This is a genomic window from Frigoribacterium sp. CFBP 8759 (assembly GCF_014841655.1).
Classification (GTDB): Bacteria; Actinomycetota; Actinomycetes; order Actinomycetales; family Microbacteriaceae; genus Frigoribacterium.
Map to the genome: position 1 here is coordinate 206407 of NZ_JACYUH010000003.1, position 14327 is coordinate 220733.

Sequence of the window (14327 nt, forward strand, 5' to 3'; positions counted from 1 at the left end):
GTCCAGAGCAAGGAGCAACCATGAGCAACGTGACCCCCTCCACCAGCACCGCCGCTGCCAAGACCACGCAGTCCCACGCCGCCGGCAAGAACACCATCGCCGAGGGCGTCGTCTCGAAGGTCGCCGGCATCGCGGCCCGCGAGGTGCGCGGCGTCCACGACCTGGGCAACGGTGCCGCCCGTGCCATCGGCGCGATCCGCAACGTGATCAACCAGCAGGACCGCGGCCAGGGCGTCTCGGTCGAGGTCGGCGAGAAGCAGGTCGCCGCCGACATCGTCATCGTCGCCGAGTACCCCGTCGAACTGCAGAAGGTCGCCGACGACGTGCGCAAGTCCGTCACCGACGCCATCTCGCAGGTCGTCGGCATGGAGGTCACCGAGGTGAACGTCACCGTCTCCGACGTGTACATCCCCTCCGAGGACAACGACGACGACGCCGACGACAGCCGCGTCAAGTGACCGCCACGACCACCGGCATGCTGGTCGGCGCCGTCCTGGCGCTGACCGCCCTGGCCTTCGGCTTCTGGGCCTTCGTGTTCGTCGCGATCGCCATGGCGATCGGGTTCGGCGTCGGCCGTGTCGTCGAGGGCAAGCTCGACGTCCGCGGCCTCGCCGACGCACTCCGCGGGCGGCGGTCGTCGTGACCGCGGCGGTGACGGCCGACCGGGCCCTCCACGGCCGGAACAAGATCACGTCACGTGCCGTGCGTCGGGTCGTCTCGGCCGTCACCGCGGAGGCCCTCGAGGTCTCCGCGTCGAAGGTGTCGGTCGAGCTGGCCGACCACGACGGCGCTCTGAGCGTGATCGCCAAGACCCCCATCCGGGTCTCGCCCCTGGGCGTCTCCGAACGTCGTTCGGGCACCCTGCTGGACCGCCTCACGGCGGCCCAGTCCACCATCCGTGACCGCGTGCTGCAGCTGACCGGGTCGAGCATCGACAAGGTCGACCTGCAGATCATCGGTGCCGACATCCGAGAGAGGAAGCGAGTCGCATGAGCACCGCATCGCTCTACAAGCGCATCGTGCGCCGTGAGACGCACTCGTCGCGGGCCGGCATCGCCATCACCCTCGCCGTCCTGCTGATCGTCGCCCTGGCGTGGCTCGGCACCGAGGCGGTCCTCGCCGCCGTCGGGACGGCTCCGCTCCTCCTGGCGCCGACCGACCTCGTCGGTTCGACCCTGGACGCCGCGAGTGCTCCGGTCGGCGTGCTGACCGCCGTCGCGGTCGTCGTCGCGCTGATCGGGCTCGTCCTGATCGTCGTGTCGCTCGCGCCGGGCCGTCGTGGCCGTCGTGGCGCGAAGGCCGAGCGCACCGTGGCCGTGGTCGACGACCGGGTCATCGCCCGCTCGCTGGCCCGCACCGCGAGCTACGCCGGCGACGTCGACCCCTCGCAGGTCAGCGTCAGCGTGGGCAAGCGCAGCGCCCTGATCGAGGTCACCCGCACCTCCGGCCGTCAGACCGACGTCCGCAGCATCGACGAGGCCGTCCGCGACGAACTGGGCGCCTACGACTTCAGCCCGGCCCTGCGTCACAAGGTCAAGCTGTCCGAGAAAGGAACGGTCGGGTCATGAACAGCACCAATCGCGCTCTGAACCGCATCGTCGTCTTCGTCATCGGCCTCGTGCTGCTGCTCGCCGGCGGGGCCGTCGCCGTCGGGTCCCTTCTGCCCGACGTCCAGGAGACCGTCTCGCAGGGTGCCTCCGATGCGAGGGGCCCCGCGACCGACGCCCTCGGCGACCAACCGTGGATCCTCTGGGTGGTCGCGGCGGCCAGCCTCGTGCTGATCGTCCTGCTCGCCTGGTTCGCCCTGCGACAGGGACACGGCCAGACCGGCACGTTGCTCACCGTCGACGAGGGGTCGCGTCGCGACCAGACCACCGGTGGTCGCCTGGTCGTCGACGCGAAGGTCGCCGAACAGGTCCTCGAGGAGGCGCTGGCCGACACCCCGGGCATCGTCTCGGTGGACGTGACCGCCTTCCGCGTCAAGCGCGAGTCGGTCCTGCGCGTCACCGCCAACGCGCGTCGCGGCGTCTCGCCGACCGACATCCGCCGGAGCATCGACCAGGCCGTCGCCCACTGGGACGGCGTCCTCGGGACCGAGACGCCCGTCGTGATCCAGATCAACGGCGGTCTGCGCAGCCAGATGTCGTCCGCGACGCGGCTCGACTGACCTCCCTCGCCCCACCGCACGGACGGCCCTCGCCCTCGACCCGAGGACGGGGGCCGTCCGTCGCCCCACCCACGTTCCACGATGAAAGGCCGGTCTCATGAGCGAGTCCACCCACCACGTCACCCCCATCGACATCGACGCCGCGGCGTCCACCCGGGCCACCTCACCCGAAGAGGTCCTCGAGCACACGATCGGCGTCACCGTCCTCGGCGTCTCGGGCGTCCACGCCCTCGGCACCGCGTCCCAGCGGCTCGCCGGCGCCCTGCGCACGGCGATCGGCACGGGCTCCGTCCCCGGCGTGCGCGCCGGCACCACCGACGAGGGACTCGTGGTCGACATCGCCGTCGTCGCCGAGTACCCGACGAACGTCACCACGCTGGCCGACACCGTCCGCACGCAGGTCAAGCACGCCGTCGGGCAGCTCGACGGCGAGGAGGTCACGGTCAACGTGACCGTCACGGACGTGCACGGCCCGTTCGACTCGGACGAGGACGCCGCCGACAAGGTGAACGCCGCCGTGGACAAGGCGCAGCAGACCGTGTCCGACGCCGGCGACAAGGTCGCCGCCGCCGCCTCGGACGCCGGCGACCGGGCGAAGGAGGCCGGCGAGAAGACCAGGGCCGCCGCCGGCGAGGCACGCGACCGCGCCGCGACCGCCGCGGGCGACCTGTCCGACAAGGCCCGGACGGCCGCGGGCGAGCTGTCCGACAAGGCCCGCGAGCTGGGCGACAAGGCCGGCGAGGTCGCCGAGCAGGCGAAGGCCACCGCGGGCGAGGTCGGCGAGAAGGCGGCCGCCGAGGCTGACGACGTCGCCGACGGTGCCCGCGACGTGGCAGACCAGGCGCGGGACGCTGCTGCCGACGCCCTCGACTCCGCGGCGGACCGTGGCGAGGACGCCCGCTCGACGACCGCCGACGCCACCGACGCCGCACTGGACACGACGTCCGAGGTCGTCGCCGACGCCCGCGCGAAGGCCGCCGACGCCGTGGACGGCGTGGCCGACGCGGTGGACGAGAACCGGGCCTCGGACGGAGACGCCACCCGCGCCTCCTCGGGCGACGCCGACGTCACCGTGACGGTCGACGGCGGAACGGTCACGGTCGAGGTCGACTCCGACAGCGACGCGCAGGTCGTCGTCGACGGCGACGACGTCGCCACGACGGAGAAGTGATGTTCGGGCGGCGCACGACGATGACGACCCGGCGCCCTCGGCCGCGGGCCGTCTGGGCGGCCCTGGTGACCTCGGCGGTGCTCTGCGTGCTGATCGTCGTCGGCGTGCTGCTGCCCGTGCTCACCCTGATCGGTGCGGCGGACGGCGGCACGGCCGGCGCCCTCGACGTGCCCGTCGGCTCGATCGTCGCGGCGATCGCCATCGGTTACGTCCTGGCCCTGGTCGTGCTGCTGCTCATCGTGAAGGTGCGCAACGGTGCCCTGGCCTGGGTGCTCGGGGTGGCGGCCGTGATCTCGACGCTCGTGGTGTCGCTGTGGCCCCTCGTGGCCGTCGCGATCGCCGGCGTCGACCAGGTGCAGGACCTGATCCCGTTCATCCAGGACCTCGTCACCCGCTTCTGGCCCGGCAGCTGACCCACCCCGAGGTGGACCGACCCGTCTAGGCTGAGGCGGTCGTCGGAAGGGGTCCGGCGCACCACCGGGGGACCACCATGCGCACCACCACCACGCCCGCACTCTCGACCGTCGTCGGAGCCGTCGCCGTGACCCTCCTGCTCGCGGGCTGCACCGGAGGCGGCGCCGACTCCGGTGACGCCGGTCGGTCGTCGTCCCCGGGGCAGGCGACCGCCACGGCGGACGCCGCCGACCAGCCGACCGGCGAGTTCACCCTGCCCGCCGACTGCGAGGCGGCGGGGGCCGTCCTCGGCGATCTCGTCACGGGGCGGACCCTCGTGGCGGAGACCTCGACCATCGGGTCCGACGAGGCGAACTGCACGTGGACCAGCGAGGCCGACGGGTCCCGGGTCGGCTTCATCGCCACGGTCCAGGAACTCGACCAGGCGGGCATGGACGCCGAGGTCCCCGCAGGGGGCGGCGTCGACGGGCTGTCGCTCGAGCAGGTCGAGGACGAACGGGCCGACGCCTTCGACGGGCGCGCCTTCGTCGCGACGGCCCAGGACGGGTCGCCGGTCGTCGGGGGCGGGTCGATCCTGCTGACGCCCCACGGGCTCCTGAGCGTCATCGTCGCGGTTCCGGCCGGGTCGACCGCTCCGATCGATCCCGCCCGATCGCTCGATCTCGTCTTCGACTTCCTCGACTGACGCGAGGCCCCGAGGAGGCGCGGTGCCGGTCGACCGGCACCGCGCCTCCTCGGGGCCTCNGATCCCGGTCTCGACGGCGAACCGGGCCGACCCCAGGGTGGGATGCGCCGAGATGAGCGACCGCGCGTCGTCGATGGCGTCGACGAAGTCGAGCGCGGCTGCGTGCGCCCCCTCGTCGAGGTAGTGGTCGACGGCCGACTCGATGTCGTGGTCAGCGCGTCGCGAGGTCACGACGCGGCGGCTCACGCGCGGTCGGCCCCGGCGCGGTGCACGCGGTCACGGAGGCGGTCGAGGTACTGCTCGTCGAGGTCCGAGCCCGCCCCGGACGCCATGCCGTCCACCACGAGTTCGCGGAGGCGGGCGCGCGCCTGCTCACGACGGATCAGCTCGCGGATGAACTCGCTGCTCGTCCCGTAACCGCGCTCGTCGACCTGGGCCTCGACGAAGTGCTTCAGACCGTCGGGCAGCGAGACGTTCATGGTGGCCATGGACCGATCCTAGGCGCGATGGCAAGGTTTGTCATGCGTCGACCGGCACCGCGCCTCCTCGGTGTCCCCCTAATGGTGGGCATGACGTGGCGAGGGCTCTGTGGCATCGTTGCAGGGTTCGGAGACGGCACGCTCCCACCAGGCGCGCCCAGCGAGAGGGAGCCGTGTGATCAGGGACGAAGTCCGCGAAGAACGTCGGCAGCGAGCGGTCGAGACGCTCGGCATCGTCGAGTCGGGCCACGAGGCCCGCCTCGACCGCGTGACCCGCGTCGCCCGGGCCGTGTTCGGGGTGCCGCTGTCGTCGGTCACCGTCATGGACCACGAGCGCGCGCTCTTCGTCGGCCGGGCGGGCTTCGACGACCCCGAGTCCGGGCGCTCCGACACCCCGTGCAGCCTCGTGACCGACACGGGCGAGATCGTCACCACCGACGACGCCCGCCTCGACCCGCGGTTCGCCCACCTGGGCGCCTTCAACGACAACGGGCTGCGGTTCTACGTCGGTCACCCGCTGCGCGACGGATCGGGCAACGTCGTGGGCTCGTTCTGCCTGATGGACGCCGAGCCCCGGCAGCTCTCGGCAGACGAGATGGCCGAGTTCCGCGACCTGGCCGCCTGGGCCCAGGTCGAGCTCCTCGCCGACGCCGACGCCTCGGCCGCCCGCTCGACGCAGCAGGCGCTGTTGCCGGCCGAGCCCCTCGAGGTCGAGGGCGTCCGGGTCGAGGGCATCTGCCTGCCCTCGCTGAGCGTCGGGGGCGACTACTACGACTACGGACTCGTCGGCCGGTTCGTGCACGTGGCCGTCGGCGACGTGATGGGCAAGGGCGTCGGGGCGGCCATCATCGGGTCCTCCGTCCGGGCGGCCTGTCGTGCGGCCTCACCGCAGGTCGCCGCGGGACGCGAACTCGGCCTCGCGGTCGACCGCATCGAACGAGCCGTGCGGACCGACCTGCAGCGCACCGGGACGTTCGTCACGTACTTCCACGCCGTCCTCGACCTCGACACGGACGAACTCTCGTTCGTCGACGCCGGGGCGGGGCTGTCGATCATCGTCCGGGCCGACGGCAGCGTGCAGCACCTCGCGGGCACGGGGCTGCCGCTCGGGCTCGACGAGCAGCAACAGCACGTCACCGAGACGACCCGCCTCGGCGTCGGCGACCAGCTGATCGTCATGAGCGACGGCGTCCTCGACGTCCTCGACGACGAGTTCGACTGGGCCCTCGAGGTCGGGCGGCTCGCGACGCGGCCCGCCACCGGCGGTGCCGACGGCCTCGGCCTGCTCGGGTCGATGGCGGCCCTGACCGAGCGACGCCTCTCGCGCGACGACGTCACCGTCGTCGTCATGGACCGTCGCGCGTGACCGACACCCTGAGTCGCCGCGACCAGCGGCTGCTCGACCGGACCACCCCGGGTCGCCGCATCGTCGCGATCCGGGTGGCGGTCCTGCTGGCGTCGCTCGCCGGCCTGAACTACATCGTCTGGCGCTGGGCCGCCTCGGTGAACTGGTCGTCGTGGTGGATCGCGGTGCCGCTGATCCTCGCCGAGACGTACAGCGTGATCGACTCGCTGCTGTTCGGCCTCGGGGCCTGGCGGCTGCGTGAACGTGGCGAGCCACCGACCGCTCCCGACCCCGAGGGCCTCGAGACGCGGGTCACGGTCGACGTCTTCGTCACCACGTACAACGAGGAGGTCGAGCTCGTCATGCGCACCGCCCTCGCGGCGCAGCGCATCGACTACCCGCACACGACGTGGATCCTCGACGACGGGGGTCGCCCCGAGATCCGTGCCGCCGCCGAGGCCGCGGGCATCGGCGTCATCACCCGGTCCGACGACTGGGCCGACCGGCCGCGCCACGCGAAGGCCGGCAACCTCAACAACGCCCTCCTGTCGACCGAGGGCGAGTTCCTGCTGATCCTCGACGCCGACCAGGTGCCGAAGCCCGAGATCCTCGACCGCACCCTCGGCTACTTCAAGGACGAGCGGATCGCTCTCGTGCAGACGCCGCAGTGGTTCGAGAACGTGCCGGAGTCCGACCCCCTGGGCAGTCAGGCGCCGCTGTTCTACGGCCCCATCCAACAGTCCAAGGACGGCTGGAACAGCGCCTTCTTCTGCGGGTCGAACGCGGTACTCCGTCGGGAGGCGCTGATGCAGCTGGGCGTCGCGCGGTACGTCACCGAGGTCGAGGCGGCCGTGCGTCGAGCCGTCCGCACGTCGCGCAAGCTGCTGGTGCGGGCACGCGAGGAGGCCGTCGGCCAGCCCCGCGTGCTCGAGGCGTTGGACGACGCCGAGACCGTGGTCGAGCGGGCCCGGGCCGAGTTCGCCGCGGGGGAGTCCATCGGCGACGTCACCTACCGGTTCCAGCGCAGCATCGACACGATCGCCTTCCGTTTCGCCGACGCCGACCTCGCGGCCATGAAGGGCGACCTCGCCGAGCTCGCCGCCATGTCGCTCGGCCCCGACACGTTCGACGCCCTCGACGAGGCGGCCCTCGACCTGCTCGCGCAGCGGTCGTCCTCCCCGCTCGCCGCCATCGAGTCGATCTCGCTGCTCGTCGGGGCGCTCGACGTCGACCGCGGCTCCGAGGCGCAGGCGATCATGCCCCTGGCCACGATCTCGGTCACCGAGGACATGGCCACGGCGATGCGCCTCCACGGGCTGGGCTGGAGGTCGGTCTACCACGACGAGATCCTCGCGATCGGGCTCGCGCCCGAGGACCTCGCGACCATGATGACGCAGCGTCTGCGCTGGGCCCAGGGCACCATGCAGGTGTTCTTCCGCGAGAACCCGCTCGTGCAGAAGGGCCTGTCGTGGGGTCAGCGTCTCATGTACTTCTCCACCATGTGGAGCTACCTCTCGGGCTTCGCCGCCGTGGTCTACATCGCGGCGCCCGTGCTCTGCCTGTCGTTCGGCGTCGTGCCGGTGCAGGCCTACAGCGTCGACTTCTTCGCCCGCCTGATCCCCTTCCTGGTCTTCAACCAGCTGCTCTTCTGGGTGGTCGCGGCGGGCAGGCCGACCTGGCGGGGGCAGCAGTACTCGCTGGCGCTCTTCCCGGTCTGGATCGCCTCGGTCACCACGGCGTTCCAGAACGTCTACCGCGGCCGCGCGCTCGGCTTCTCGGTGACGCCCAAGACGAAGCAGGCGGCCACCGGCCCCCGGTGGGACCTCGTCCGACCGCAGATCTGGGCCGTCGCCTGCCTCGTCGCCGCACTCGTCCTGGTCGGCGTCCGCTACGCCACCGGGCAGGCCGAGGGCCTCGCGCCGCTCGTCAACATCGCCTGGGTGCTCTTCGACCTGGTGATCTTCAGCATCATCGTCCGGGCCGTTCTCTACCCGGGGCCCTCGGCACCCCACGACAAGGAACAATCATGATGACCGTCACCGTCGAGGCCGTCGAAGGCGGCTGCGTGCTCTCCCCACAGGGGCGCCTCACCGTGGTCTCGACACCACAACTCCGCGACGAGGTGGCCGCGCGTCTCGCAGCCGGCGACCGCCTCATCATCGTCGACCTCTCGGGCACGACCTTCGTGGACTCGTCGGGCCTCGGGGCCCTCGTGTCGTGCCTCAAGTCGGCACGCCAGGCCGGGGGAGACCTGCGGTTGGTGGCCCCCACCGAGCAGGTCTCGATGGTGCTGCGCCTCACGAACCTCGACCGCATCCTCAAGCCCCGCGCCTCGGTCTCGGCCGCCCTCGATGACTGAGCGTCCCGGCCCCGTCGTCATCGACGTGGCCGTCGAACCCGAGAGCATCGACCTGGTGCAGAACGCCTTCGAGGCGTGGTGGACCTCGCTCGGCGACGACTCGCTCGAGACGCGCTTCTCGTTCGAGACCGCGATCGTCGAGATCGCGGCGAACGTCGTCGAGCACTCGCGCCGGTCCGAGGCCGACCGCGGTCGCCGCTTCACCCTCGAGCTCTCCGCCACCGACGACCGGCTGACGGCCGTCTTCCACGACAACGGCATGCCCAGCGAGATCGACCTCAGCGCCGTCTCGATGGCCGACCTCGAGGACGAGGACGGTCGCGGCCTGGCCCTGGCGCTCCTCAGCCTCGAGAGCCTCGACTACCGCCACGAGGACGGCCGCAACGTGTGGACGCTCGTGTGCCGACGCTGAGGCACCCGTCGGCGACGGTGCCACCTCGGCGGGCGGCCCGCCGGATCGGCGCGGCCCTGCTCGCCGTCGCGGCGTTCGTGCCGCTGGTGCTGGGGCCGGCGGTGCTCGGGGACGCGACGTCCGCGTCGGCCGCCGCCGCGCCTCCTGAACCCTCGGACACGTGGGTCGGCCCGGACCTCGACTGGGGCTCGGACGGACCCGACGGCTACGCCGGTCGACTCGGCGCGACGCCGTCGCTGTACGGCGTCAACATCGACTACCCGCTCGACCAGGGCGCGGTCGAGGAGTGGCGCCGGTCGGCCCGTGCCGCGGCCGCCCAGGGCGCCGTGCTCGTGGTCAGCCTGGAGCCCACCGGGCGGCTCGCCGACCTCGACGCCGCGGACGCGCGCCGGGCCGACGACCTGCTGACCGAGATCGACCGGCAGTACGGCACGCTCCAGCTGGTGCGCTTCGCGCCCGAGATGAACGGCAACTGGCAGCGCTGGGGGCAGCAGCCCACGGCGTTCGTCGGGGCGTTCCGGGCCCTCGCCGACGTCGTGCACGCCGGGGACTCGCAGGCCCGCATGGTGTGGGCTCCGTCCTACGGTGCGGGCTATCCGTTCTCGGACGCCGTCGGCCGCCTCACCGAGACCCCCTCGGGCGACGTCGACCTGCTCGACACGAACGACGACGGGCGGGTCACCGAGGCCGACGACCCGTACGGGCCCTACTACCCCGGCGACGACGCGGTCGACTGGGTCGGCCAGTCGATGTTCTTCTTCGCCAAGGGCAGCGCCTCGACGGCCGCCGGCACGTCGGTGCCGTTGGTCGAGAACCAGGCCCCGGCGGCGGGCGAGGTCGAGGCACGCTTCGACGAGACCTGGGGTTACACCGAGGCTCAGCCGTCGACGTTCTACGAGCGCTTCGCCGAGGGGCGCGACCGACCCATGCTGCTCGACACGGGCGCCCTCTACGCCGCCGGGTTCGACGGTGCCCCCGAGCTCGACGTCAAGCAGGGCTGGTGGCGTCAGGTGCTGGACGCCCTGCCGACCCACGACCGGATCTCCGGCGTCACCTGGCTCGAGGTCGAGCGGGACGAGGCCGAGGCGGGCGACCGACCCGTCGACTGGCGGGCCACAGCCGAGTCGGGCATCGCCGGGGCGCTGCGCACCGATCTCGAGGCGTCCGACCGGATCGACCTCGGGCCGGTCACCGACCGCGTGACCTCGACCGACGGCGACGCCGCGACCGTGCAGGTCCGCGACGGCGGCGGCGACGAGATGGGCTGGATCGTGGCCTGTGCCGTGGTGCTCGCCCTGGTCTTCCTGGTGAGCGGCGTCGTCGGGCGCCTGCTGCCCCGCTGGCGCTACCCCGACGACGGATCACCCGGTCGCGACCTGCGCATCGACCTCTTCCGCGGGTTCATCATCCTGGCCGTCGTCATCACGCACATCGAGGTCGCGGGGCCGTTCTCGTTCGTCACGCTGAAGGCCGTCGGGGCGATCACGGGCGCCGAGATGTTCGTGTTCCTCAGCGGCATCGTCCTCGGCATGGTCTACCCGCTCGGCATCAAGAAGTACGGCGAGAAGGCCGCCGCGATCGGCGCCTTCGTGCGGGCGCGCAAGCAGTACGTCGTGACCCTCGCGGTCATCCTGGTGGTCTTCGCGCTGAGCTTCGTGCCGCTGCTGAACACGGACGCGGTCACGACCTTCACCGACCGCGGCACGGGCATGACCGGCACCTCGGCGGAGGGGCGGGTCTACGACCTGTACCCGAACGTCGACCGCCTGCTCGACTACCCGCCGCCGTGGTACGCCGTGCGTCAGCTGTTGCTGCTCGAGATGGGGCCGTGGCCGTTCAACATCATGGGCCTGTTCGTCGTGCTGAGCCTGACGATCCCCGCCCTGATGTGGGCGATCAAGCGGCGTGCCTGGTGGGCCGTGTTGCTGGTCAGCTGGGCGGTCTACGCCGTCGGCGTGGTCTTCCCCGACGTCCACCTCCTGCCGTCGCAGTTCGAGCCGGTGTTCCCGCTCTTCGCCTGGCAGGTGCTCTTCACCCACGGTCTCGTCATCGGCTGGTACCGGCGTCGGATCGTGACGGCGCTGACCACCCGCCTCGGCAAGGTGCTGGTCGGCGTGGGGGTCGTCGGCTACGCCGGGTTCCTCGCGCTGATCTGGGCCGGGCACGCCTACGGGTTCGCCCCGGGGCCGATCCCGACGGGCCTCTACGACACCCTGTACGCGACCGGCTACCAGCGGGTCGACATGCAGTGGGGCCGGCTGGTCGACGTGGCCCTCGTGGTCGTCTGCGTCTACGCGATCCTCACGGTGTTCTGGAAGCCGATCTCGGCGGCCCTCGGCTGGTTCTACGTCCCCCTCGGGCAGGCCAGCCTCTACGTGTTCATCTGGCAGGTCTTCTTCGTGCTCGCCGTCGCGTCGATCCCCGGGCTGGACCGCTCGGACGTGGTCGTCGGCACGATCGTCCACGTGGTCTCGGTGCTGCTGCTCTGGGTGATGGTGAAGAAGAAGTTCCTGTTCTCGGTCATCCCCCGCTGAGCGGCGGGCCGCCGAGGACGCAGGAGGCGCGGGTCGCGTGACCCGCGCCTCCTGCGTTCCCGTCTTTCTCGCGACGTCGCCCAAACGGGGGAGGCGTGCCGCTCCGAACACATGCCCGGGTGCCTCCTGGGGTGCCCCGTGTCCGACCGACCCTGTCGCGGCACGCCGTCGGCGGCCCGAACCGTCGGCACGGTCGGGAGCCCGAACTCTCGGCACGGACTCTGGTGTCAAGGGCGACACCGGGGTCTGCGGGGTCGTCAGGCGAAGGCCAGGCGCAGCCGGTCCACGACGATCGGTTCGACGTCCGCGACCCGGCAGATGAGCGGATCGCGCTCGATGAGGCTGAGGGCGGCACGGATGCGGCGACGCTCGGTCTCGGTGACGTCCGTCGCCACTCGATCCCGGCGGGAGACGAGCGACCCGAGGGTGGCGATGTCGACGAGGTGTCGCGTGTGGTCGTCTCCCGGGATCTCGACGGCCGCGGCCTTGGCGAGGAGCGCGCCCTGCAGGGTCGGCCGCAGGACGGCACCGTCGCGGCCGTTCACCCGGACCTCGACGACGCGCGCTCGGTCGACGGCGCCCTGGGCACCGGGTGCGGCCAGGGTCGTCCCGCCGGTGATCCCGCGACGGGACGACGCGCGCTCGCCGAGGAAGCGGGGGATGAGGACGTCGATCTGGGCCTCGCCCCGGACCCAGCGGTGCTGATGGCCCTCGAAGCTCTGGCCGTCCGCGACGAATCCGCAGTCGCGCAGGACCGTCGTGAAGCGCAGCAGCATCGTCGGATGTGCCCTCACGTCGAGCACGGTGTCGGCGTCGTTCGTGGGGCGGGCCGACGTCGACCCGCGCTCCCAGCAATGGGACTGGACCATCTGGCCGCCGACGACGGCCCAGCCGGCCGGCAGGCGCTCGTGCACCTCGAAGAGGGCGTGCCAGGCGTCGGCCTGGGCGGCTCGGAGCGTGGGCGCGACGATCATCGCGAGCCCTCGAGGATCAACCTGTCGGCGGCGGCCCGTTCTCGTGGTCCGGCACTCGTCGCCAGGTCCGCGATGAGGGTGCCGAGTGGCAGCGGGCGCGGTGCGGCGCCGTCGTGGACCCTCAGGGCGGCGTTCGGTCGGCGGGACGGGACGAGCAGGTACTCGTGGACCACGGCGTCGAGGTCGGCGGCGGACACGTGTGCCTCGAGCCTGCCGCCGTCGCTCATGCCCGAGCGTTCGTCGCTGCTGCCCCCGGGGGTGAGCCGGGTGTCCAGTCGGAGATCGGGGAGGTCGGCCGCCGGTGCCTCGAACCCCTGGGCCGTGGGGTGGGCGGTCCGCAGCCAGAGGGCGAGGCGGTCGGACGGCGTCGTGCCCTGCCGGAGTTCGTCGACCCGGGCGAGCGTCCGGCCCCGCTCGCTGGGCGACAATCCGACGGCCCAGTCGGGGTCACCGGTCAGCCGAGCCACCAGGGCGTCGGCCGACCGGTGCGAGAGCGGTCGGCCGGGCTGCCGTCGATGCGGAACGGCGTCGTCGATCAGCCATCGTCCGCCGACCCACCGGGCGTCGAGCAGTCCGGCCGCTGCGGCCGCCTGGGCACGACGGGTCGAGATGTCGTGACGTCTCGCGTATTCGGACGCGCTCAGTTCGGCCATGGTGTGCACAACCGTACGCGAACGCGAATGATTGTGGAAGAGCAGGAGCAGGTCGCGCTCACCCGCGCGGCGGCCCCGTCGTCCCGCGCACCACGAGCCGCGTCGGCAGCTGCACCTCGGGCGCGGCCGGTTCGCCGCCCTCGAGCATCGTGAAGAGCATGCCCGCCGCCGCGCTGCCGAGCCGCTGCATCGGCTGCTGCACGGTGGTCAGCGGAGGCGACTCGCGGGAGGCCTCGGGGATGTCGTCGAACCCGACGATGCTGAGGTCGTCGGGCACCCGCAGGCCGAGGTCGAGCGCGGTGCGCAGCAGGGCGATGGCCGAGAGGTCGTTGGCGGCGAAGACGGCCGTCGGCCGGTCGGGGCTCGTCAGCAGCGAGCGGGCCGCCTGGCGCGAGGCCGTCAACTCGAAGTCGCCGTTGCGGGTCAGCGCCGGGTCGCGGGTGATGCCGGCCGCCCGGAGCGCCTGCACGTAGCCCGCCTCGCGCAACGACGCCGAGCGCAGGTCGGGACGCCCGGCCAGGAAGCCGATGCGCCGATGTCCCAGGCCGAGCAGGTGCTCGACGGCGAGCAGCGCCCCGCCCCGGCTGTCGCCCTCGACCGACGGCAGGTCGGTGCGCCCGGTGTGCGGGTCGACGGCCACCACGGGGATGCTCGCGGCGGTGGTCAGCACCGAGGGCGTGACGAGGATCGCGCCGTCGATCAGCGTGCCGCTCAACCGGCTGAGCGAGCGACGCTCCCACCCGGTGTTCTCGCCGCGGTGCGCCCCGCTGTAGGCCAGCAGGTCGTACTCGGCGCCCCGCGACCGGACGGCCGCCCCGACCCCCTTGAGCACCTCCGAGCTGAACGGCTCGAAGTCGGCCACGAGCACGCCGATCACCCCGGTGCGGCGGGCCCGCATGCTGCTGGCCACGAGGCTCGACTCGTAGCCGAGTTCGTCGACCGCTGCCATGACGCGCTCGATCGCCTGGGCCGAGACGCCGTAGCGCCCGTTGACCGCCTTGGACACCGTCGCGACCGACACCCCGGCAGCCCGTGCCACGTCGTGGATCGTCACCCGTGCCGTCATCACGTCGGCAGCCTAGCCCGACGGAAATGGTTTTCGAAAACGTTTGACACCTGTCCGGACGTTTTCGA

Annotated in this window: 17 protein-coding genes; 13 read left to right on the top strand and 4 right to left on the bottom strand. The window is 72.2% G+C overall.

The window, feature by feature from the left end; translation table 11 throughout:
* Nucleotides 1–20: 20 nt before the first annotated feature.
* The 8 genes from IFT79_RS11080 (at nucleotide 21) to IFT79_RS11115 (ending at nucleotide 4437) form a co-directional block, all read left to right on the top strand.
* The gene (locus IFT79_RS11080; RefSeq protein WP_056047193.1) at nucleotides 21–458 is read left to right on the top strand and encodes an Asp23/Gls24 family envelope stress response protein; all 438 of its coding nucleotides are present in this window, start codon (nucleotides 21–23) and stop codon (nucleotides 456–458) included.
* Entirely contained in the window at nucleotides 455–643 is a 189-nt protein-coding gene (locus IFT79_RS11085; protein WP_043597628.1) for a DUF2273 domain-containing protein, read from the top strand. Before IFT79_RS11080 ends, IFT79_RS11085 begins: the two co-directional genes overlap by 4 nt.
* Nucleotides 640–993, top strand: coding sequence for a hypothetical protein (locus tag IFT79_RS11090; RefSeq protein ID WP_192124201.1), 354 nt, complete (start codon nucleotides 640–642; stop codon nucleotides 991–993). Before IFT79_RS11085 ends, IFT79_RS11090 begins: the two co-directional genes overlap by 4 nt.
* On the top strand, nucleotides 990–1568 hold the full coding sequence (locus tag IFT79_RS11095) for a DUF6286 domain-containing protein (protein WP_192124203.1): 579 nt from the start codon (nucleotides 990–992) through the stop codon (nucleotides 1566–1568). The genes IFT79_RS11090 and IFT79_RS11095 overlap by 4 nt, the downstream gene beginning before the upstream one ends.
* Nucleotides 1565–2167 carry a hypothetical protein gene (locus tag IFT79_RS11100; protein WP_192124205.1) on the top strand — a complete coding sequence of 201 codons (603 nt, stop codon included), beginning with the start codon at nucleotides 1565–1567 and terminating at the stop codon, nucleotides 2165–2167. The genes IFT79_RS11095 and IFT79_RS11100 overlap by 4 nt, the downstream gene beginning before the upstream one ends.
* A gap of 97 nt (nucleotides 2168–2264) precedes the next feature.
* On the top strand, nucleotides 2265–3338 hold the full coding sequence (locus IFT79_RS11105; RefSeq protein WP_192124207.1) for an Asp23/Gls24 family envelope stress response protein: 1074 nt from the start codon (nucleotides 2265–2267) through the stop codon (nucleotides 3336–3338).
* Between the two features lie 20 nt (nucleotides 3339–3358).
* A complete protein-coding gene (locus IFT79_RS11110; RefSeq protein WP_249407983.1) occupies nucleotides 3359–3751 on the top strand; it encodes a hypothetical protein in 393 nt (130 codons plus the stop codon).
* 77 nt (nucleotides 3752–3828) lie between these two features.
* A complete protein-coding gene (locus tag IFT79_RS11115) occupies nucleotides 3829–4437 on the top strand; it encodes a hypothetical protein (RefSeq protein ID WP_192124210.1) in 609 nt (202 codons plus the stop codon).
* Between the two features lie 242 nt (nucleotides 4438–4679).
* Here the strand turns inward: IFT79_RS11115 and IFT79_RS11120 are convergent, their stop codons facing one another.
* On the bottom strand, nucleotides 4680–4925 hold the full coding sequence (locus IFT79_RS11120) for a ribbon-helix-helix domain-containing protein (protein WP_056047170.1): 246 nt from the start codon (nucleotides 4923–4925) through the stop codon (nucleotides 4680–4682).
* A gap of 166 nt (nucleotides 4926–5091) precedes the next feature.
* Here IFT79_RS11120 and IFT79_RS11125 point away from each other — a divergent pair, with 166 nt between their 5' ends.
* From IFT79_RS11125 to opgC, 5 genes are read left to right on the top strand one after another with little or no spacing between them, the layout of a single operon-like run.
* Nucleotides 5092–6282: a GAF domain-containing SpoIIE family protein phosphatase gene (locus IFT79_RS11125; protein WP_192124212.1), complete on the top strand. Its 1191-nt coding sequence runs from the start codon at nucleotides 5092–5094 to the stop codon at nucleotides 6280–6282.
* Nucleotides 6283–6341: 59 nt separating this feature from the next.
* A complete protein-coding gene (locus IFT79_RS11130; RefSeq protein ID WP_235452761.1) occupies nucleotides 6342–8291 on the top strand; it encodes a glycosyltransferase in 1950 nt (649 codons plus the stop codon).
* Nucleotides 8288–8620 (top strand): STAS domain-containing protein, encoded by a 333-nt coding sequence (locus IFT79_RS11135; protein WP_056047165.1) that lies wholly within the window; start codon nucleotides 8288–8290, stop codon nucleotides 8618–8620. Before IFT79_RS11130 ends, IFT79_RS11135 begins: the two co-directional genes overlap by 4 nt.
* Entirely contained in the window at nucleotides 8613–9032 is a 420-nt protein-coding gene (locus tag IFT79_RS11140) for an ATP-binding protein (RefSeq protein ID WP_082460371.1), read from the top strand. The genes IFT79_RS11135 and IFT79_RS11140 overlap by 8 nt, the downstream gene beginning before the upstream one ends.
* The gene (gene opgC / locus IFT79_RS11145; protein WP_192124214.1) at nucleotides 9020–11566 is read left to right on the top strand and encodes an OpgC domain-containing protein; all 2547 of its coding nucleotides are present in this window, start codon (nucleotides 9020–9022) and stop codon (nucleotides 11564–11566) included. Before IFT79_RS11140 ends, opgC begins: the two co-directional genes overlap by 13 nt.
* A gap of 257 nt (nucleotides 11567–11823) precedes the next feature.
* Here opgC and IFT79_RS11150 read toward each other — a convergent pair whose 3' ends face one another.
* Genes IFT79_RS11150 through IFT79_RS11160 form a run of 3 tightly spaced genes read right to left on the bottom strand, consistent with a single transcriptional unit; the run spans nucleotide 11824 to nucleotide 14259 of the window.
* On the bottom strand, nucleotides 11824–12540 hold the full coding sequence (locus tag IFT79_RS11150) for a hypothetical protein (protein WP_192124216.1): 717 nt from the start codon (nucleotides 12538–12540) through the stop codon (nucleotides 11824–11826).
* Complete coding sequence (locus tag IFT79_RS11155; protein WP_192124218.1) at nucleotides 12537–13193, bottom strand: hypothetical protein; 657 nt, start codon at nucleotides 13191–13193, stop codon at nucleotides 12537–12539. Before IFT79_RS11155 ends, IFT79_RS11150 begins: the two co-directional genes overlap by 4 nt.
* 58 nt (nucleotides 13194–13251) lie before the next feature.
* Nucleotides 13252–14259, bottom strand: coding sequence for a LacI family DNA-binding transcriptional regulator (locus IFT79_RS11160; RefSeq protein WP_123571912.1), 1008 nt, complete (start codon nucleotides 14257–14259; stop codon nucleotides 13252–13254).
* Nucleotides 14260–14327: the final 68 nt, after the last annotated feature.